General features: G+C 71.1%; 17 protein-coding genes. 8 read left to right on the forward strand and 9 right to left on the reverse strand.

The genetic code is table 11. From position 1 onward, the window contains the following. Positions 1-22 precede the first annotated feature (22 nt). Positions 23-1,330 carry an MFS transporter gene (locus PV734_RS30600; RefSeq protein WP_319292899.1) on the reverse strand — a complete coding sequence of 436 codons (1,308 nt, stop codon included), beginning with the start codon at positions 1,328-1,330 and terminating at the stop codon, positions 23-25. 135 nt (positions 1,331-1,465) lie between these two features. Between PV734_RS30600 and PV734_RS30605 the strand changes: the two genes are divergently transcribed. Beyond that, a complete protein-coding gene (locus PV734_RS30605; protein WP_415924291.1) occupies positions 1,466-2,143 on the forward strand; it encodes a FadR/GntR family transcriptional regulator in 678 nt (225 codons plus the stop codon). An 85-nt stretch (positions 2,144-2,228) separates the two neighbouring features. Here the strand turns inward: PV734_RS30605 and serC are convergent, their stop codons facing one another. Further along, positions 2,229-3,347 (reverse strand): phosphoserine transaminase, encoded by a 1,119-nt coding sequence (serC, locus tag PV734_RS30610; RefSeq protein ID WP_319095453.1) that lies wholly within the window; start codon positions 3,345-3,347, stop codon positions 2,229-2,231. A gap of 345 nt (positions 3,348-3,692) precedes the next feature. On the opposite strand from serC, the gene PV734_RS30615 reads away from it, so the two are divergent. Beyond that, positions 3,693-4,322 carry a sigma-70 family RNA polymerase sigma factor gene (locus tag PV734_RS30615; protein WP_319292901.1) on the forward strand — a complete coding sequence of 210 codons (630 nt, stop codon included), beginning with the start codon at positions 3,693-3,695 and terminating at the stop codon, positions 4,320-4,322. A gap of 41 nt (positions 4,323-4,363) precedes the next feature. Beyond that, positions 4,364-5,344, forward strand: coding sequence for a CU044_5270 family protein (locus PV734_RS30620; RefSeq protein WP_319292982.1), 981 nt, complete (start codon positions 4,364-4,366; stop codon positions 5,342-5,344). A gap of 18 nt (positions 5,345-5,362) precedes the next feature. Here the strand turns inward: PV734_RS30620 and PV734_RS30625 are convergent, their stop codons facing one another. The 5 genes from PV734_RS30625 to PV734_RS30645 are packed head-to-tail and all read right to left on the reverse strand — an operon-like array spanning position 5,363 to position 10,088. Beyond that, positions 5,363-6,586: a cytochrome P450 gene (locus tag PV734_RS30625; protein ID WP_319095450.1), complete on the reverse strand. Its 1,224-nt coding sequence runs from the start codon at positions 6,584-6,586 to the stop codon at positions 5,363-5,365. Beyond that, positions 6,583-7,269: an ATP/GTP-binding protein gene (locus tag PV734_RS30630; RefSeq protein WP_319095449.1), complete on the reverse strand. Its 687-nt coding sequence runs from the start codon at positions 7,267-7,269 to the stop codon at positions 6,583-6,585. The genes PV734_RS30625 and PV734_RS30630 overlap by 4 nt, the downstream gene beginning before the upstream one ends. After that, positions 7,250-7,621 carry a DUF742 domain-containing protein gene (locus PV734_RS30635; RefSeq protein WP_319095448.1) on the reverse strand — a complete coding sequence of 124 codons (372 nt, stop codon included), beginning with the start codon at positions 7,619-7,621 and terminating at the stop codon, positions 7,250-7,252. The genes PV734_RS30630 and PV734_RS30635 overlap by 20 nt, the downstream gene beginning before the upstream one ends. Then, the gene (locus PV734_RS30640) at positions 7,618-8,073 is read right to left on the reverse strand and encodes a roadblock/LC7 domain-containing protein (protein WP_319095447.1); all 456 of its coding nucleotides are present in this window, start codon (positions 8,071-8,073) and stop codon (positions 7,618-7,620) included. Before PV734_RS30640 ends, PV734_RS30635 begins: the two co-directional genes overlap by 4 nt. Beyond that, on the reverse strand, positions 8,070-10,088 hold the full coding sequence (locus PV734_RS30645) for a sensor histidine kinase (protein ID WP_319292903.1): 2,019 nt from the start codon (positions 10,086-10,088) through the stop codon (positions 8,070-8,072). The genes PV734_RS30640 and PV734_RS30645 overlap by 4 nt, the downstream gene beginning before the upstream one ends. Positions 10,089-10,354: 266 nt before the next feature. On the opposite strand from PV734_RS30645, the gene PV734_RS30650 reads away from it, so the two are divergent. Continuing rightward, positions 10,355-13,189, forward strand: a complete 2,835-nt coding sequence (locus tag PV734_RS30650) for an FAD-binding and (Fe-S)-binding domain-containing protein (protein WP_319292906.1) — start codon at positions 10,355-10,357, stop codon at positions 13,187-13,189. A gap of 134 nt (positions 13,190-13,323) precedes the next feature. Here the strand turns inward: PV734_RS30650 and PV734_RS30655 are convergent, their stop codons facing one another. Then, positions 13,324-13,812 (reverse strand): hypothetical protein, encoded by a 489-nt coding sequence (locus PV734_RS30655; protein WP_319095444.1) that lies wholly within the window; start codon positions 13,810-13,812, stop codon positions 13,324-13,326. 184 nt (positions 13,813-13,996) lie between these two features. Between PV734_RS30655 and PV734_RS30660 the strand changes: the two genes are divergently transcribed. Next, a complete protein-coding gene (locus PV734_RS30660; RefSeq protein WP_319095443.1) occupies positions 13,997-15,067 on the forward strand; it encodes an EamA family transporter in 1,071 nt (356 codons plus the stop codon). A 33-nt stretch (positions 15,068-15,100) separates the two neighbouring features. Here the strand turns inward: PV734_RS30660 and PV734_RS30665 are convergent, their stop codons facing one another. After that, positions 15,101-15,910, reverse strand: a complete 810-nt coding sequence (locus PV734_RS30665) for a class I SAM-dependent methyltransferase (protein ID WP_319292908.1) — start codon at positions 15,908-15,910, stop codon at positions 15,101-15,103. Positions 15,911-16,110: 200 nt separating this feature from the next. On the opposite strand from PV734_RS30665, the gene PV734_RS30670 reads away from it, so the two are divergent. From PV734_RS30670 to PV734_RS30680, 3 genes are read left to right on the forward strand one after another with little or no spacing between them, the layout of a single operon-like run. Beyond that, positions 16,111-16,917 (forward strand): TIGR03084 family metal-binding protein, encoded by an 807-nt coding sequence (locus PV734_RS30670; protein WP_319292910.1) that lies wholly within the window; start codon positions 16,111-16,113, stop codon positions 16,915-16,917. Further along, positions 16,914-18,671, forward strand: coding sequence for an acyclic terpene utilization AtuA family protein (locus tag PV734_RS30675; RefSeq protein ID WP_319292912.1), 1,758 nt, complete (start codon positions 16,914-16,916; stop codon positions 18,669-18,671). Before PV734_RS30670 ends, PV734_RS30675 begins: the two co-directional genes overlap by 4 nt. Continuing rightward, positions 18,668-20,272, forward strand: a complete 1,605-nt coding sequence (locus PV734_RS30680) for an acyl-CoA carboxylase subunit beta (protein ID WP_319095439.1) — start codon at positions 18,668-18,670, stop codon at positions 20,270-20,272. Before PV734_RS30675 ends, PV734_RS30680 begins: the two co-directional genes overlap by 4 nt.

Raw genomic sequence — 20,272 nt, forward strand, 5'->3', positions numbered from 1 at the left:
TCGATCCAGCCGATTCGACGACTCAGCCGATCTGGCGGTTTCGGCCCGCCACCAGGCCCGCCGCGATCTGTACCAGGGTCAGCAGCAGAACGAAGCCCAGGGGCAGTCGCCAGCCGTCGGAGTGGTCGTAGAGAACGCCCACGACGACGGGCCCGGGGATCGACAGCAGATACCCGAAGCCCTGTACGAACCCGGAGAGGCGGACGACGGAGGCGCCGTCCCGGCCGCGCATGCCGATCATCGTCAGGGCCAGTGGGAAGGAGCAGTTGGCCACGCCCAGCAGGAACGCCCAGAGCCAGGGCGTGGACGCCGGATCGGCCCACAGGCCCGTGAATCCGGCCAGGCCGCACACGCCGATCGCCGCCGCGATCCCGCTCTGGTGCCGCAACTTCCCGGCCAGGGCCGACAGGGCGAAGGAGAGGGGTACGCCGAGCAGTGAGGTGCCCGAGAAGAGCAGGCCCGCGGTCTGGGCGGAGAGGCCGGAGTCGCGGAAGATCTGGGGCAGCCAGCCGATGATGATGTAGGCGGAGCTCGCCTGTAGCCCGAAGTAGGCGGTGAGCGCCCAGGCGGTGGGATCCCGGGAGAGTCGGCCCCGGGGCGGAGGCTGCTGCGGGGCGTCCGCGTCCACCGGGTCGGGTCCCGGTGGTGGTCTGCGGCGGGCCAGGGCCAGCCAGGGAGGCACGGCCATGGCGGCCAGCACCGACCAGGCCCCCAGGCCGTACCGCCAGTCGCCGCCGAACGCCTCGGTCAGCGGGACGGTCACGGCGGCGGCGGACGAGGCGCCCGCGTTCAGTGCCATGGAGTACAGGCCGGTCATCGCGCCCACCCGGTCGGGGAAGCGCTCCTTGACGACGGCCGGGAGCAGCACGTTGGCGATGGCGATACCGGCGAGCGACAGGGCTGTCAGTACGACGAACAGTGCGGGGTCGGTGGCGAACGGCCGAAGCGCGAGTCCGGCCGTCAGCACCACGCCGGCGGCGGCGATGGCGCCGGCCGCGCCGTAGCGCCGGGCGAGAGCCGGGGCCGTGGAGCCGACCAGGGCGAAGCAGGCGGCGGGGATCGAGGTGAGGACCCCGCTCGTCGTGCCGCTCATGGACAGGCTGTCGCGCACCTCTTCGAGGACCGGCCCGAGGCTGGTGACCCCCGGCCGCAGGTTCAGGGCCGCGAGTACGAGCGCCGCCAGCGCCAGGCGGCGCGTGTTCCGGGGGGTGCCTCGGGAGGTGCCCCGAGGGGCGCTGTGGATGGCGTTCGGGGAGGTGCGCGGGTCGGGGTGCTGGACGGATTGCGGGTCGGGGTGCGAGGCGGGCCTGTTGGACTCACTCTTCGGCATAGGCCCCATCGTAGACTCATCCCATGACTCGATGTCTAGTGGTTTGTAGATAGAGTCATGGGATGAGTCGATGACTCGGTGACTCAGTGAGTCGTAGGGAGGTTCATTGGGTGAGAATCGACGTAGTCTGAGAGGATGACTATGGATCCCGTTCGCCGCCAAGCGCTTTCCGACCAGGTGATCACCCGGTTGCGGCGGCAGATCACCTCCGGCGCCTGGCCCGTGGGCTCGCGCATCCCGACCGAGACGGAGCTGGTCGAACAGCTCGGCGTGGCTCGGAACACGGTGCGTGAGGCGGTCCGTGCCCTGGCGCACACCGGCCTGCTGGAGATCCGCCACGGCTCGGGGTCGTATGTGCAGGCGACCAGCGAACTCGCCGGCATGATGCGGACCCGCTTCGAGAAGGCCCGGCGGGAGGACATCACCGACGTCCGCAGCGCCCTGGAGATCCGAGCGGCGCGGCTGGCCTGCGCCCGCCGTACCCCGGACGACCTGGAGCGGCTCGAACTCCTGCTGCAGCAACGGCAGGAGGCCTGGTCGGCCGGGGACCGGGTCGGTTTCGCGAACGCCGACGTGGCCTTCCATCTGGCCGTGGTCACGGCGTCCCACAACACCGTGCTGGCCGAGTTGCACGCGGACCTGGGCGAGGTGATCCGGGACTCGCTGCTCGACCACTTCGGCGAGACCCTGCGCCCCGAGCAGTTCCAGGACCACGCCCGCCTCGTCGAGGCGATCCGCGAACGCGACAGCGACCGGGCGGCGTACGAGTCCGGCTCCTACATGGACTGCGCCCCCGCCGAGAAGTACGAGTGACGGTCCGTGGCCACCCCGTACCGGCATGACGAAGGGGGCGCCCGGTGACCAGCACCGGGCGCCCCCTTCGTCGTACGGGAGAAGGTCAGAGCTTCTCGATCACGTAGTCGACGCACTTCGTCAGGGCCTCGACGTCCGCCGGGTCGATCGCCGGGAACATCGCGACGCGGAGCTGGTTGCGGCCGAGCTTGCGGTAGGGCTCGGTGTCCACGATGCCGTTGGCACGCAGGACCTTGGCGACGGCGGCGGCGTCGATCTCGTCCGCGAAGTCGATCGTGCCGATGACCTGCGAGCGCTTGGCCGGGTCGGTGACGAACGGGTTCGCGTACTTGACGTCCTCGGCCCAGCCGTACAGGTTGCGGGCGGAGGTGGCGGTGCGGCGCACGGCCCAGTCCAGGCCGCCCTGGCCGTTGATCCACTCCAGCTGCTCGTTGAGCAGGAACAGGGTGGAGAGGGCCGGGGTGTTGTACGTCTGGTTCTTGCGCGAGTTGTCGATCGCGGTGGGGAGACTGAAGAACTCCGGGATGTGGCGTCCGCTCGCGTGGATGCGCTCGGCGCGCTCGATCGCCGCCGGGGAGAACGCGGCGAGCCAGAGCCCGCCGTCCGCCGCGAAGGACTTCTGCGGGGCGAAGTAGTAGACGTCGGTCTCGGCGATGTCCACGGGCAGACCGCCGGCACCGGACGTCGCGTCCACGAGGACGAGGGAGCCCTCGTCCCCGCCCGCTACGCGCTTGATGGGGGCGGCGACACCGGTGGACGTCTCGTTGTGCGTGTAGGCGTAGACGTCGACGCCCGCCTCGGCCTCCGGGTCCGGGTGGGTGCCCGGGTCCGAGGAGATCACGGTCGGGTCGGCGAGCCAGGGGGCGAGCTTGGCGGCCTTCGCGAACTTCGAGCTGAACTCACCGAACGTGAGGTGCTGCGACTTGTTCTCGATCAGGCCGTGCGTCGCGACGTCCCAGAACGCGGTCGAGCCGCCGTTGCCGAGGACGACCTCGTAGCCGTCGGGGAGCTGCAACAGCGCGGAGATGCCCTCGCGTACCTTGCCGACCAGGTTCTTGACCGGGGCCTGGCGGTGGGAGGTACCGAGGAGGGAGCTACCGGTGGCGGCCAGCGCGTCCAGCGCTTCCGTCCGCACCTTGGAGGGGCCCGCGCCGAAACGTCCGTCGGCGGGCTTGATGTCAGCGGGAATCTGGATCTCAGCCACGGGGGGAGCGTAGCCGTTTTGGGAAACGTGGTGGAAACGTGGTCCGTCCGGTGAGACGCGCTCCGCGGGTTTGGCGGGGGTTGGGGGCGCCCGTTCCTGGGGGCTGTGCCCCCAGACCCCCCTTCGGCCTGAAGGGCCTTGTCCTCAAACGCCGGACGGGCTGAAAGGCAGCACGCGCCGGACGGGCTGAAAGGCAGCACGCGCCGGACAGGCTGAAAGGCAGCACGCGCGGACGGGCTGGGAAGGGCAACCGGAGACAGGTCGTGAACCCGATTGACGTTCGTTGGCAAGTACTGGGTGAAGCCTGTGCAGTTCCCACGACCCTCTGACGACACGGACCCGTCCATGACTGATTCGCTGTGCCGGCCCTCCCAGGGGGCCGGTGTGGAGGCGGATGCCGTGCTGATCGCGGCGTCGCTCGATGAACCGGAGCGCTTCGCGGCGCTCTTCGACCGCTACGCGCCCGCCATCCATCGGTACGTCGCCCGGCGCCTCGGTGCCGACGCGGCCGACGACGTCACCGCCGAGACCTTCCTGACCGCTTTCCGGATACGGGCCCGCTACGACAGCGAGCGCGCCGGCGTCCGCCCCTGGCTGTACGGGATCGCGGCGAAACTGATCAGCCGGTATCGCCGCGAGGAGGTGAGAGCGCTGAAGCTGCTCGCCCGGACCGGGCACGATCCGGTGGCCGAGGCATGGACCGACTCCGCCGACGACCGCGTCGCCGCGCAGGCCGTCTCCCGGCCCCTCGCCAAGTCGCTGACCAGGCTCTCCGAGGGCGACCGGCACGTACTGCTGCTGTTCGCCTGGGCCGAGTTCACCTACCAGGAGATCGCCGAGGCCCTGGACATCCCGGTCGGCACCGTCCGGTCACGGCTCAACCGGGCCCGCCGGAAGATGCGCGCCTCGGCCGGCGCACACAGCCCCTTCAATCAGACGTTCGAATCGCACGCACCCGAAGGTGACCTCACATGAACGACCTCTTCGAGTTTCCCGAAGTGTCCGCACTGCGTGAGATGCGTTCCGATGCTCCCCTGCCCACCCCTGAACACCTCGCGCCACAAAGGGAGTTGCTGATGACCGCACTTCAGGGGGAGGCCGACGGAGCCGGGAACGCGGCCGTGGGTACGCCTCTTGCCCTTCCCCGGCGCCGGCTCGTCCTCGTGGCTGCCGCGGTGGTCGCCGGGGTCGGCGTCACCGGGGGCGCCGTCGCGTCCCTGGCCGGCGAGAGCAGCCGTACCGCCACCCCCGCCACCGGACTGCTCTCCGCCCAGGCTTCCGCCGACACCCTCGAACTGGCCGCGGTCACCGTGGAGAAGCTCGGCGAGAACGAGCCCGGACCGAAACAGTGGGTCTACGAGAAGAACACCACCTTCGGCCACGGCGGGCCCCAGACGAGCGAGCAGTGGACCCGCTGGGACGGCACCGGCAGCGCTCGCCTGCCCGGATTCCCGCGCGATGGCGTCTTCGACCCGGACAAACTGCAGGTCTGGTACTACCCCAACCAGGAGGAGAAGTGGAAGCGGGAGGGCTACGACGACCGGTCCCAGCGGCAGTTCTACCGCTTCCTCGCCACCCTCCCCAGTGACCCCGGCCGCATGATGAAGCGCATCCGCGAGGAGGCCGGTATCGGTGACCTCCAGGGGGAGGCCCGGGCGGAACGCGACTGGCGGGAGATCGACGTCCTCTACCGCTCCGTCCTCATTCCGCCGAACGTCCGGGCGGGCCTGTTCCGGGCCCTCGCGAGGATCCCCGGCGCACGAGTGGAGAAGGGCGTCAAGGACCCGATCGGGCGCCCGGCCATCGGGGTCACCGTGACCTACACAAAACTCACCGCCTCCGGCTACCTGGGCAAGCAGGAGCTCTTCTTCGACACCGAGACGTACGCCTACCTGGGCGAGGCCTTGGACACCGGACTGGATGGGAGCCAGGACGCCGCGTACATCACCGCACGGGCCGCCTGGGGCGTCGTGGACAAACCCGGCGCACGCCCCTGAGCCCTTCCGCGGCAGGAATCACGTCGGTACGACGCCCAGTGCCGGCGTAGGAGTGAAGCGCACCGGGAGTTCCACCAGCCCCCGCAGCCATGGGGACGAGCGGCGCGTCAGGGTCTCCGCCGGGACGGCCAGGTCGATGTCGGGGAGGCGGTCCAGGATGACCTCGATGCCTGTCCTCGCGATGACCTCCGCGATCTCCTGCGCCGGGAACGGGCAGCGGTGTTCCCCGTGGCCGAAGGAGAAGTGGGCGTTGTTGCCGCCGGTGAGGGCGGAGCCGTCGGTACGGACCTGGGGGTCGGAGTTGGCGCCCTGCAGACCGAGGAGCAGCAGGTCGCCCGTACGGATGTGCCGCCCGCCCAGGCGGGTGTCGCGGGACGCCCAGCGGCCCGGCATGGTCTGCACGGGCGCGTCCTCCCACAGCACCTCGTTCATCGCCTCGGCGACACTGCTGCGACCGCCGAAGAGGGAGGCCGCGAACCGCTCGTCCGTGAGCATCAGACGCAGCGAGTTGCCCATCCAGTCGGCGGTCGGGTCGTTTCCCGCCGCGATCATGATCATCAGGTCGTGGGTCACCTCCTCGTCCGTGAAGCCGTACGGGTTCGCAAGCATCCGGGAGACCACGTCGTCCGAGGGGCGCAGCTTGCGGGCGGTCAGCAGTCGGCCCATCGACGCGATCAGGTGCTGCTGGCCCGCCATGCCCGTCTCCAGGCCGCCGGTCATGGCGAGCGCCGCGGAGACCAGGGCCGGCCCGTCCTCGTCGGCGAAACCGAACAGACGGGCAAGGACGCGCACTGGCAGCAGCATCGCGTACTCCTGGACGAGGTCCGCCTCGCCCCGGGCGCAGATCGCGTCGATCAGCTCGTCCGCGAACTTCTCGGCGTACGACCGCAGTTCGACCGGGTCGGTTTCCTCCAGCGCACTGCCGATCATCGCGGCGCGCCGGCGGTGGCGTTCGCCGACGGTGTAGAGGATCGAGGGCTGGCCACGGCCGATCATCGGCAGGTGCGGCCAGTCGGCGGGGATCCTCTCCCACTGGTTCCACAACTCCGAGTCCCGGCTGAACAGCACGGAGTCGCCGGTGACTTGATGCAGTTCGCGGTAGCCGAGCACCAGCCACGCGGGTACGTCCCCGTCGAGCAGCACCGGTGTCACCGGACCGTGGTCGCGCCTCATCTCCCGGTACACCCGGTCGGGTTCGGTCCGCAGCCGGTGGCCGTTGAGGAGGATGGGGGCGGCGGTCACCGGGGCAACTCCTTGTGGTGTGCGGGCACTTGGCCATCGTGTGTATGTGCAGTGGCTGACTGTGACTGCGCCCGCCGGTAGCGGTGTCTCGCGTGTTCCACGAGTGCGATCAGCACCCGCTTGCTCGAATTCCGGGCGCGCGCGTCGCAGTGTACGAGCGGTACGTCGGGGTCGAGGTCGAGCGCGTCGCGGATGGCCTGCGGGGCGAAGTCCTGGCCGCCGAAGTCGTTTCGGGCCACGACGAACGGGGTGCCGTGCTGTTCGAGGCGGTCGATCGCGTACCAGGAGTCGTCGAGGCGGCGGGTGTCGACGAGGACGACCGCGCCGAGAGCGCCGGCGAACAGCCGGTCCCAGAGGAACCAGAAGCGTTCCTGGCCCGGCGCCCCGAACAGGTACAGCACGTTGTGGGCGTCGAGCGTGATGCGGCCGAAGTCGAAGGCGACGGTCGTGGCCTTCTTGTCGCGCACCGCGCTGACGTCGTCGACGCTCTCGCCGGCCAGCGTCATCGTCTCCTCGGTGCTGAGGGGCCGTATCTCGCTGACCGACCGGACGAGCGTCGTCTTGCCGACGCCGAAGCCGCCGACGATCACGATCTTCAGCCCGTTGTCGGCGGAGGCACGCAGGGGCGGCCGTGGGTCGGCTTCCGCGCGGTCGTCCGCGCGGTCAGAGGTTGCGGAGTCCAACGAGCACCTGCTCCAGGATGTCGGGATCGGTGATGGCGGTCCGGCGCGGATGGCGGGCGCTGACACGGCCCGCGGCCAGGAGGTCGGCGAGCAGGACCCTGGTGATGCCCACCGGCAGCCGCAGCACGGCGGCGACCTCCACCACTGCCGTGGGACGCTCGGCGAGCCGCAGGATCGCGGCGTGCTCGGACTGCATCCCCGGCACCGGACCGGACTCGGCGACCACCAGCGTCACCAGGTCGAACGGGTTGTCGGGTGCGGAGCGGCTGCGGCCTCCGGTGAGTGTGTAGAGCCGGTCCGGAGAATCGTCCCTTCCCGGACGGTTCCCGGCTTGTCCCCCCGGACCATTCATGCCGTACGCGGCTGAGTCGTTTGGCGCCGAGTCGTCCGGGGCTGGGCGCGCAGGTGTTCCCCGAGCTGTTCGACGAGTTCGCTCATGTTGTGGCCGACGAGCCCGGTGTCCGCGTCCTCGGTGGTGACGACGGCCAGGTGCGCGCCCTGGCCCGCCTCGACGATGAACAGCACCCCGCCGTAGAACTCCGTCATCGCGGTACGCACACCTCCGCTGCCGTCCCCGAACTCCACGGACGCGCCGTGCGACAGGGACTGGATACCGGCGGCGATCGCGGCGAGCTGGTCCGCCTGGTCGACGGACAGTTCCGGCGTACGGCACAGTTTCAGGCCGTCCCGGGACAGCACGAGCGCGTGCCGGGCACCCGGGGTGCGCTCCAGGAGGCCCTCGATGAGCCAGGTCAGCTTCTCGTCGGCGGTCGTCGGTCCGGGGCCGAGGCCAGTGCCGGTCATGGGGTGGGGTCGCCTTCCGGGTGGGAGGTGGTGGGGGGTGAGGTGGCGGGCGGTACGGGGGCGGCTTCAGCCGAGGTCGAGGGGGCCTGCGCGGGGGCCGCGGAGGGCGCGGGCGGTGGCTCCGGGCTGGTGCTGCCCTGGAGGGCCGCCTGATCGGGCACGGTGCCGCGCACGGCCTGCCGGAAAGTCCCGAAGCGGGCCACACGCTCGCGCGTGTCGTCCGGGTCGGGCGGTGCGAGAGGGATGGAGAACCTCGACTCGTCGGCCGGTTCGGCTCCCCGGGCGCGTTCGGCGGCGGCGAGCGTACGTCCCCGGCGCCGCTGCGGCAGCCCGTCGGAGGCCACCTCCGCGGTGAGGCTCTCCGGCTGCTCGGGGTGCTCCGGGGCGTGGTCGGGGGACTGGTGCGTCGGTACGGGGTCCGGGTCCAGGTCGCTGACGGCGGCGCGGGCGGCTGTGTACGAGGGGTCCGCGTACGTCTGTTCCGTGTACGCCTGCTCCGCGTAGGGCTCCTGGGGTCTGGGCCGGGGCTGTTCCGCGTACGGTCCCTGTGTGGAAGGCCTGTCCGCGTAGGGCTCCTCGGGGTACGGCCATTCCGCGTGGCCCTCCTCCGCGTACGACACCGCCGGGTGTCGTCCCTGTCCCTGCCACTGTTCCTGCCCTTGTCCCTGTTCCTCGTCCTCGGAACGGGCTTCCCAGGGTTCGCCGGGAGTGGGTGCGGGGGCCGCGGGTGCCTCCGGTACGGGCGATGTCACTCGCGTTGGCGGCGGTGTCGTCGGCGTCGTCGGCAGCGGCGGGGCCGCGACCGCGTCCCCGGCCAGGATGTCCTGCGGGATGAGCACCAGGACGCCGGTGCCCCCGCGCGCGGACGGGCGGAAGGAGACCCTGAGGCCGTACTTGCGGGCCAGCCTGCCGACGACCGAGAGGCCCAGGCGGGTGCCGGTGAGGCCGCCGAGCCCGATGCCGTCGGCGTTCCGTCCGCCGCCCTTGGCGTCGTTGCTCCCGTCCTCCCCGGAGACTGCCCGTTCGGCGCGGCGCAGCTGCACGTCGCTCATGGCCAGGCCGCTGTCCTCCACGGAGACGATGATCCCGGCGGGGACCTCCTCGACGTACACATGGACCTCTGCGGTCGGCGGCGAGAAGTTCGCGGCGTTGTCGAGGAGTTCGGCCAGCGCGTGCATGACGCCTTCGGCGGCGTGTCCGGCGACGGCGGCGGTGCTGGCGGAGTGCACGCGCACGCGCTGGTACCCGCTGATGCGGCCCATGGCGCCGCGCAGGATCGACTCCATGACGATCGGGCGGGCCCAGCGGCGGCCCGAACGGGCGCCCGAGAGGACGGCGACGGAGTCGGCGAGGCGGCCCGCCTGGGCGGTGCGGTGGTCGAGGTGGAGGAGGTCGGCGACGACGTCCTCGTCGGTGTGCCGGTCCTCCATGGCACGCAGGTCGGCGAGGGTGCTCGTGGCCAGCGCCTGCATCCGCCCGGCCGCGTTGGCGGTGGCCGCGAGGGCCGCCGCCCGCTCCTGGTTGGCCCGGCGCAGCTCTTCGGTCAGGCGGGCGATGTCCTCGGTGAGCAGGGTGAGCTCGTGGGCCTTCGCCTGCTGGAGGCGGGTGAACTCCTGGGCCGAGGCCTCGTGGAGGCGGACGCGTTCGCGGACGAGGTCGGCGGACACGCGCGCGCGTTCCCGTTCCAGATCGGCGGTCAGCCCGGCCCGTACCTGGTTCAGCTCCTCGGAGAGCCGCGCGCGGTCGTGCAGCAGACGCCCGGCGTCGTCGCTGACGGCCGTGAGCCGACGCCGCGCCAGACGGGCGGACCGCAGGCCGTGGGCGGCCACGGTGACCGCCACGCACAGCAGCAGCGTGGCGCCTGCTCCGCCCAGCGCGAGCGGGACGCGCGCCTCGTTCGACGCCCGGGAGACCGCGCCGGCCACCGCGAGCGCGGCGAGTACGGCGGTGAGCAGCGGGGCGGGCAGGAGCGCACGGTAGGCGGGGCGTTCGCCTGGCTGGCGGGGCGCGGTCATGAAGCGGTCCTCGGTCGGTTCCTCGGTCGGTTCCTCGGCGGTGTGCTCGGCTGCGTCCTCGGTGCTGCTGCCTGGGCCAAGGGGCCCTGCGGGGTGCCTGTGCAATCGGTTTGTGAGCGAGTTGTGACGGATGGTGCTCAACTCGCCGTAACTATAGGGGAGTTAGTGAGCGAATTTGAGGTGTTTCGGCTCGGTCCCCACAAACCGTCCACGTTTCGCCGGGCGCTCGGACGGTCACTGTCAGTGGTCGGATGCATGCTGGGGTCATGACGGATCTTCGGCCGCTGGAGGCGGAACTGCGGAAGGCCGTCCGGGGCGAGGTCGGATTCGACGCCATGTCCCGGGCGCTGACCACCATGGACGCGTCGAACTACCGACGGGTCCCGCTGGGCGTGGTCGCCCCGCGCGACGCGGACGACGTGGCGGCGGCCCTCGCCGTCTGCCGAGCGCACGGGGTGCCGGTCGTGGCGCGCGGCGGGGGCACGTCGATCGCCGGCCAGGCGACGGGCACGGGGGTCGTTCTGGACTTCACGCGGCATATGCGCCACCTCCTCTCCCTCAACCACGAGGAACGGACCGCTGTTGTTCAGCCAGGGCTGGTTCTCGACCGTCTTCAGGAGGCCGCCGCCCCGCACGGCCTGCGTTTCGGCCCCGACCCGTCGACCCACGGCCGCTGCACGCTCGGCGGCATGATCGGCAACAACTCCTGCGGCCCGCACTCCGTCGCCTGGGGCACGACCGCGGACAGCGTCCGCGAGCTGACGGTGATCCGCGCGCGCGGCGACCGCCTCCGCCTGGGACAGGGCTGGTCGGGCGCCCCCGAGGGGCTGCGACAGCTGGCGGAGGGCGAGTTGGCCCGCCTGCGTACGGGCTTCCCGAACATCCCGCGCCGTATCTCGGGGTACGCGCTGGACGCACTGCTCCCCGAGAAGGGCGCGGACGTCGCCCGCTCGTTCTGCGGCTCGGAAGGCACCCTGGGCATCGTCACGGAGGCGGTCGTCCGTCTGGTCGAGGCCCCACGCGCGCGTGCGCTGGCCGTGCTGGCGTACGCGGACGAGAGCGGGGCGGCGGACGCGGCGGCGGGCCTGCTGCCGTACGGTCCGCTGACGGTCGAGGGCATGGCCGCCGACCTGGTCCGCACCCCCACCGAACTGCCCAGGGGCGGCGCCTGGCTGTTCGTGGAGACGGGCGGCGCGAACCCGGCGGAGGCACGCGCGCGTGCGGACACGATCGTGCGCGCGGCGGACGTCGCGGACGCCCTCGTGGTGTCCGACCCGGCCGGCCAACGCGCCCTGTGGCGCATCCGGGAGGACGCGAGCGGCACGGCGACGAGGATGCCGGACGGCACGGAGGCCTGGCCCGGCTGGGAGGACTGCGCGGTACCCCCGCTCCGACTGGGCGCCTACCTGCGGGACTTCAGACGGCTCCTCGCGGACCATGGCCTGCGCGGCACGCCGTACGGCCACTTCGGCGACGGCTGCATCCACGTACGCATCGACTTCGACCTCCTGACCGCGCCGGGTGTGGCCCGCTTCCGCCGCTTCTCGGAGGACCTGGCGGAGCTGGTGGTGTCCCACGGCGGTTCCCTGTCCGGCGAACACGGCGACGGCCAGGCCCGCGCGGAACTGCTCCCGAAGATGTACGGCCCCGAGGTGATCGCCCTCTTCGAGCGCACGAAGGCCCTCTGGGACCCGGACGACCTCCTGAACCCCGGCATGCTGGTCCGCCCCGCCCGCCTGGACGAGAACCTCCGCTTCGCGGTCCTCCCCCGCGAGCCGGTGGACGTGGCCTTCGGCTACCCGGCGGACGGCGGGAACTTCTCGGCGGCGGTCAGCAGATGCGTGGGCGTGGCGAAGTGCCGTACGCCGGCGGCGATCGGCAAGGGGGTCTCAGGGGGCTCGGACGTGATGTGCCCGTCCTTCCGGGTGACGGGCGAGGAGGCGCACTCCACCCGGGGGCGGGCCCGGCTGCTGCACGAGATGCTCGCGGGCGAGGTGATCACGGACGGCTGGCGCTCGGAGGAGGTCCGCGAGGCACTCGATCTGTGCCTCTCCTGCAAGGGCTGCCGCTCGGACTGCCCGGTCGAGGTCGACATGGCCACGTACAAGGCGGAGTTCCTCCACCACCACTGGGCAGGCCGTCTGCGCCCGGCGGCCCACTATGCGATGGGCCGGCTGCCGGAGTGGCTGGGGGCTGTCGCCCGTACGCGCACGGCACGCGTGCTCAACTCCCTCGCCTCGGTACGGGTGTTGGCGGCGGCGGCGAAACGGCTCGGCGGAATCGCGCCCGAGCGGGAGCTCCCGACGGTGGCGGGGGAGACGTTCAGCCGGTGGTGGGGGAGGCGAGGGGCCGCGCGTGACAGTGGCGGGCGTCGGCGGTCGGTCGTCCTCTGGCCCGACACGTTCACCGAGCACTTGACCCCGGTGGTGGGACAGGCGGCCGTACGGGTACTGGAGGCGGCGGGCCTGGAGGTGACGCTGCCGCCGCCCGCGCGTACTCGTGTCTGCTGCGGACTGACGTACGTCTCGACCGGCCAACTGGACCGGGCGCGCGCGGTGTTGCGCCGAACGCTCGACATCATGGAACCGGCCCTGGACGCGGGTACCCCGGTGGTGGTCCTGGAACCGAGCTGCGCGGCAGCACTCCGCACCGACCTCCCGGACCTCCTGCACGAAGACCCACGCGCGCGGCGCCTCGCGGACGCGGTCCTCACCTTCGCGGAGACCCTGGAACACCACGCCCCCGACTGGGCCCCGCCCCGCATCGACCGCCCGGTGACGGGCCAGACCCACTGCCACCAGCACGCGGTACTGGGCGACGCGGCGGACCGCCGCCTGCGCGAGGCAGCGGGCATGACGGGTGAACTGGCGGGCGGCTGCTGCGGCCTGGCCGGCAACTTCGGCTTCGAGAAGGGCCACTACGAGGTGTCGAAGGCCTGCGCGGAGGAGCAGCTGCTGCCGGCGGTACGGGAGGCGGGCGAGGGGGCGGTGGCGCTGGCGGACGGCTTCTCCTGCCGGACGCAGCTCCAGCAACTGGCGGGGGTGCGGGGGCGGCATCTGGCGGAGGTGCTGGCGGAGGGGCTGGAAGGCGACGAGGTATGAGCGGGGTGCCATGCGTGTTTCCCGAAGCTTGTTGCCCACCTCCCGCCATCCTTCGACCGTCACGGTCTCCCCGTAGCGGACGTCGTACTCGTTCCTCCCCGGTCGCGGTGCGACCGGATCTCCTTTCTTCGGGCTCACTCGGAAGGGGCCTTCGGCGGCTCGACCGGGCCGAGGTCTTCACTCGCCGGGGTGGTGAGCTCGCGGTGCAGGTCTTTGTCGGCGTGAATGAGTGCGGTGGACTTCCACGCGGCGATGACGGGGGAGAGCAGGTTCAGGTTGTCGAGGTCCACGGCTGCCCGCGCTGTCTCGACGAACTCGACGAGGAACTCACGGACGGCCGCTTCGGGCAGGAACCGCACCCACGGGAACGCCTCGGGAAAGACGTGCGTGAGGATCTTGGTCGCCTGCGGGCCGCTCTTCATCATGGCGACGAAGATCCGTGTGGTGGAGTCGACGACCTGCACGGCCTCGTCCGCCCTGGCCGCAGTGGTGAGGTACAGGTCCTCGTCGTCGCGGCGGTGCAGGCGGATGCCTCGGTGGGCACTGCCCTGCATACGGGCGACCGTGTCCTTGGGCTTTTGGATCAGTTCCGAAAAGTTCGCTTCTATGGGCATCGTGGTCATGACTTCAAAACTAGTTCAGAAGTCTGTCGATGTCCATCGCGATCCTGCCTCGGCGCCGGAGCGCAGGCCGGGGCGCGTCGGACGTGCGAAGGTTTGCATGCCCTTCCCAGTCCATTACTCTGGACGTTAAAGTCCATCGCATTGTACGGAGATCGCGGGTAGATCATGGGAAGGCCCTGTAAAGATGACCAGTGCTGAGCGTCTGCCCGCGTGGGCCGTCGTGGCCGGACCGGTCGTGCCCGCAGGCGTGGAGGATGCCGTGTCGCCCTCCGCCAATCTGCCCGCCCTTGTCGTTCCCACCTCCGGGGGCTCTCGGGGGCGGCACCGGGGGTCGCGCAAGGGGTGGGGGACCCTGGGCGCCGTAGGGCTTGTGCTGTCCGGGGGGATATCCGTGCAGTTCGGCGGGGCGCTCGCCGTGACGTTGCTGCCGAGGGCCGGGGCCTTCGGGATCGTGACGCTGAGGCTGGTGGCCGCCGCCCTGATCATGCTGGTGGTGTGCCGGCCCAAGGTACGCGGGTACTCGCGGGGCGACTGGGGAGTGGTCGTCCTGTTCGGTGTGACCATGGCCGCCATGAACGGGCTGTTCTACCAGGCCATCGGGCGCATCCCGCTCGGGCCCGCCGTCACCCTGGAAGTGCTCGGGCCGCTCGTGCTGTCCGTCATCGCCTCCCGGCGCGCTCTCAATCTCGCCTGGGCCGGTCTCGCTCTCGCCGGGGTCTTTCTGCTCGGCGGCGGCAGTTTCGACACCCTTGATCCCGTAGGGGTCGCCTTCGCGCTCGGCGCCGGCGTCATGTGGGCGGTGTACATCGTCCTGAGTTCCCGTACGGGTCGACGCTTCCCGCAGGCCGACGGACTGGCGCTCGCCATGGTGGTGGCCGCGGTGGCGTTTCTGCCGTTGGGGATCGTGGAGTCGGGGAGCAGGCTGATCGACCCGACGACCGTGGCGCTGGGCGCGGGGGTGGGTGTCCTGTCCTCCGTCCTGCCGTACACGCTTGAGCTACTCGCCCTGAGGCGCCTGCCCGCCTCCACCTTCGCGGTCCTGATGAGCCTGGAGCCCGCCGTCGCCGCGACCGCCGGGTTCCTGATCCTGCACCAGGCCCTCTCCGTCCCCGAGGCGCTCGCGATCTCCCTCGTCATCGTGGCGAGCATGGGGGCGGTACGGACGCAGGTGGGCCGGAGCAGGACTCCGGTCGCCGTCATCGACGAGGTGGCCGAACCTCCTGCGGTCAAGAAGCCGTTGGAGTTGGAGGCCTGAGTGGGCTGGGTGGCCCGAGCCCGAGGCGGCAACCTAACCGAGGGCCGGCTTCTCCCACACCGACACATGTTTCGTGCTCTCGCTCGTGAACGGTTCCCGGGTCCACCCCTCCCACCGTTCGCGCAGCCGCATCCCGGCCAGCTGGGCCATCAGGTCGAGCTCGGACGTCCACACGTAGCGGAAGGGGATGGAGCGGTAGGACCCGCGTCCGTCCACCACCTCGACGTAGTTCGAGCTGGTCGCCTGGGTCGCGGTGTCGTACACGTCGAAGGCCCAGCGTGTGGGGCTCGTGTGGAACGGTACGACGTTCTGGCCGGGCGGCAGGCTGCGCAGCCGAGGGACGCTCACCTCGATGACGAAGGTCCCGCCCGGCGCCAACTGCGCCGCGACGTTGCGGAAGCAAGCGACCTGTGCCTCCTGTGAGGTCAGGTTCATGATCGTGTTGTAGACGAGGTAGGCGACGGAGAAGTCCCCTTCCGTCGTGGCGGCCCGAGCGGTCGAGAAGTCCCCGATCGTCACCCCGATCGTGTCCCCGCCCGGCTTGGCCCGCAGCCGGGACACCATCGCCCGGGACATGTCGATACCGTGCACATCGACCCCGCGCCGCGCCAACGGCAACGCGATACGTCCCGTCCCGACGGCGAGTTCGAGGGCCCGGCCTTCACCGGCCAACCCGGCCAGCCCGGCCAGGAAGTCGGCCGCCGGTTCAATGGCGGCGGCCGTGAACATGTGGGAGGACGGGTCGTCGTACTTCTCGGCCACGGCTTCTCCGAAGTAGCCGTCTTCGTCCTGATCGTCGTCTGCGGCTCGGCCCTGGTCTGTTCCGGCATCTGAGGCAGTCACCTGAGGACCGTACTGCGGGTTGCGATCGCGACGCATTCGAATTTCGTCCGCGATCCTCAGTCAAGGCTCACTCGATCCTCACTCAATGCAAGCACGCTTGATTGTTTCTTGTGGCGCTGCCATCCTTCGGGAACGGATCGCTCCACGCCGCCCCACGCCGCAACGCCCGGCACGCCGTCGTGCCCGAAAGGAAGCGCCTCGTGTCCGACCTCTCGGCCGTCATCGACGATCTGTGTCAGGAGGGTGCCCAACTCGACGAACTGGTAGCCGAGTTGAGTGCCGAGCAGTGGGCCCTCGACACCCCCGCCCCCACCTGGACCGTCGCCCACCAGATCGCGCACCTCGCCTGGACCGACCACTCCTCCGTGCTGGCCCTGACCGACCGGGCCGCCTTCGACCGTGAGGTGGAGATCGCCCTGACCTCGCCGGGGGACTTCGTGGACAACGGCGCCGAGGAGTGGGCGAGGAAGCCGCCCGCGCGGTTGCTCGCGGACTGGCGGGCCGGGCGCGAGGCCCTGGCGGACGCCCTGCGCGCGGCACCCGACGGGGCGCGGTTCCCCTGGTACGGGCCGCCGATGTCCGCCGCCTCCATGGCGACCGCCCGGCTGATGGAGACCTGGGCCCACGGCCTGGACGTGGCCGACGCGCTGGGTGTGCCCCGGATCGCCCCCACCGCCCGGCTCCGGCACATCGCCCGACTCGGTGTCCGCACCCGCGACTTCGCGTTCGGTGTGCACGGAGCGGAACCGCCGTACGACGAGTTCCGTGTGGAACTCGTCGGACCCTCAGGCGAGTTGTGGACGTACGGTCCGGAGTACCCGAAGTACGCGGTCGGCCGGGTCACCGGCCCCGCCCTCGACTTCTGCCTCCTCGTCACCCAGCGCGCCCACCGCGCCGACCTCGCCCTGCACGCCGAAGGCGCCGACGCCGACCGGTGGCTCGACATCGCCCAGGCCTTCGCGGGACCGCCGGGCAGCGGACGCGCACCGGAGGGGGACGCAAAGTGACCGTCCCCGGAGCCCCGCTGCGCATAGGCAACGCCTCCGGCTTCTACGGCGACCGGTTCGACGCCATGCGCGAGATGCTCACCGGCGGTCAACTCGACGTCCTCACCGGTGACTACCTCGCCGAGCTGACCATGCTCATCCTGGGCCGCGACCGCCTCAAGGACCCGAAGGACCCGTCGGCCGGGTACGCCCGCACCTTCCTGCGGCAGTTGGAGGAGTGCCTCGGGCTCGCCCATGAGCGTGGCGTGCGGATCGTCGCCAACGCCGGTGGTCTCAACCCGGCGGGCCTCGCGGAGAACGTCCGGAAACTGGCCGACCGGCTCGGCATCCCCGTCCGCGTCGCCCACGTCGAAGGCGACGACCTCACCCCCCTCCCCCACTCTCGACTGCGCTCGACCGGGGGGACCACCATCCCCAACAGCCTTGCCGCACACGCCTACTTGGGCGCCTTCGGTATCGCCGCCTGTCTGCGCGAAGGCGCGGCCGTCGTCGTCACCGGCCGGGTCACCGATGCCTCCCTCGTCGCCGGTCCCGCCGCTGCCCACTTCGGCTGGGGGCCGGAGGACCATGACCAGCTCGCGGGTGCCGTCGTCGCCGGGCATGTACTGGAGTGCGGCACGCAGGCCACCGGCGGCAACTACGCCTTCTTCGCCGAGCACGTCCGCCGCGACCCCCGCATCCTCCGTCACCCCGGCTTCCCACTCGCCGAGATCCACCCCGACGGCACCAGCGTCATCACCAAGCATCCCGGCACCGGTGGCATCGTCGACGTCGGCACGGTCACCGCTCAACTCCTGTACGAGACACAGGGCGCCCGGTATGCCGGCCCCGACGTCACCGCCCGCCTCGACACCGTCCGCCTCACCCAGGACGGGCCCGACCGGGTACGTATCCACGGCGTACGGGGGGAAGCGCCCCCGCCCACCCTCAAAGTGGGCCTCAACCGGCTCGGCGGATTCCGTAACGAGGTCACCTTCGTGCTCACCGGGCTCGACATCGAGCACAAGGCCGCACTCGTCCGGGATCAGCTGGAGACCGTGTTGTATGCGGCCAAGTCCCGCCCCGCCGAGGTGCGTTGGACTCTCGCTCGCACCGACCACCCCGACGCGCCCACCGAGGAGACCGCCAGCGCGCTGCTCCGGCTCGTCGTCCGCGACCCCGACCAGAACGCCGTGGGCCGCACCCTCAGCGGCGCCGCCGTCGAACTCGCCCTCGCCAGCTACCCCGGGTTCCATGTCCTGGCACCCCCCGGAAAGGGCGCCCCCTACGGGGTGTTCGAGGCGGAGTACGTCCCTCAGGACGCCGTGGACCACGTGGCCGTACTCGACGACGGGCGCCGGATCCCCGTACCCCCGCCGCACGAGACCCTCGTACTCGAAGAGCAGCCGAAACCGCCCCTGCCCGACCCTCTGCCGCCCGGTCCGACCCGCCGCGCCCCCCTCGGCCTGCTCGCCGGTGCCCGCAGCGGGGACAAGGGCGGCAACGCCAACGTCGGCGTCTGGGTGCGCACGGACGAGGCATGGCGCTGGCTCGCCCACACCCTCACCGTCGCCCGGTTCCGTGAACTCCTGCCGGAGACAGCCGAGTTGACCGTCGTACGCCACACCCTCCCGCACCTGCGCGCCCTCAACTTCACCGTCGAGGGCATCCTCGGCGAGGGCGTCGCCGCGCAGCACCGCTTCGATCCACAGGCCAAGGCGCTCGGCGAGTGGCTGCGCTCCCGGCATCTCGACATACCGGAGGCATTGCTGTGACGGTCCTCGCGTCCGCGCTCGACACCGCGTCCTCGGAGTACGCGTCCCACCGGGAGTCCATGCTCGGCAGACTCACCGCCCTCGACGCCGAACACGCCAAGGCCCTCGCGGGCGGCGGTGAGAAGTACGTCGCCCGGCACCACGCCCGCGGCAAACTCCTCGCCCGTGAACGCATCGAGCTGCTCCTCGACCCCGACACGCCCTTCCTGGAGCTGTCGCCGCTCGCGGCCTGGGGGAGCGAGTACGCGGTGGGGGCCTCCCTCGTCACCGGGATCGGGGTCGTCGAGGGGGTGGAGTGTCTGATCACGGCCAACGATCCGACCGTGCGCGGCGGCGCCAGCAACCCGTGGAGCCTGAAGAAGGCCCTGCGCGCCAACGACATCGCGCTCGCCAACCGGCTGCCCTTCATCAGTCTCGTCGAGTCGGGTGGCGCGGATCTCCCGTCCCAGAAGGAGATCTTCATCCCCGGCGGAGCCGTCTTCCGCGACCTCACCCGGTTGTCGGCGGCCGGAATCCCGACCGTCGCCGTCGTGTTCGGGAACTCCACCGCCGGTGGGGCGTACATCCCCGGTATGTCCGATCACGTGATCATGGTCAAGGAGCGCGCCAAGGTGTTCCTCGGCGGGCCGCCCCTGGTCAAGATGGCCACCGGCGAGGAGAGCGACGACGAGTCGCTGGGCGGCGCCGAGATGCACGCGCGCGTGTCGGGTCTCGCCGACTACTTCGCCCTCGACGAGCACGACGCCCTGCGCCAGGCCCGCCGGGTCGTCGCCCGACTCAACCACCGCAAGGCGTACGCCGATCCGGGGTCGGCGGACGTCCGGCCGCCCAAGTACGACGCGGAGGAGCTGCTGGGGATCGTGCCGGGTGATCTGAAGGTGCCCTTCGACCCGCGCGAGGTCGTCGCCCGTATCGTCGACGCCTCCGACTTCGACGAGTTCAAGCCCCTCTACGGGACCAGCCTCGTCACCGGCTGGGCGACGCTGCACGGCTATCCGGTCGGCATCCTCGCCAACGCCCGGGGTGTGCTGTTCAGCGCGGAGTCGCAGAAGGCGGCCCAGTTCATCCAGCTCGCCAACCAGCGTGACATCCCGCTTCTCTTCCTCCACAACACCACCGGTTACATGGTCGGCAAGGAGTACGAGCAGGGCGGCATCATCAAGCACGGCGCGATGATGATCAACGCGGTCTCCAACTCCCGCGTTCCCCACCTGTCCGTCCTCGTCGGGGCCTCGTACGGCGCAGGGCACTACGGCATGTGCGGGCGGGCCTACGACCCCCGTTTCCTCTTCGCCTGGCCCAGCGCCAAGTCGGCCGTCATGGGCCCGCAGCAGCTCGCCGGCGTGCTGTCGATCGTCGCCCGCCAGTCGGCCGCCGCCAAGGGCCTGCCGTACGACGAGGACGGCGACGCCGCGCTACGGGCCATGGTCGAGCAGCAGATCGAGGCCGAGTCCCTGCCCATGTTCCTCTCCGGGCGGCTGTACGACGACGGCGTCATCGACCCGCGCGACACCCGGACCGTCCTCGGCCTGTGCCTCTCCGCGATCCACACCGCCCCCTACGAGGGCGCCCGCGGCGGCTTCGGCGTCTTCCGAATGTGA

The sequence above is a fragment of the Streptomyces sp. AK08-02 genome, assembly GCF_033795085.1.
Lineage (GTDB): Bacteria > Actinomycetota > Actinomycetes > Streptomycetales > Streptomycetaceae > Streptomyces > Streptomyces echiniscabiei.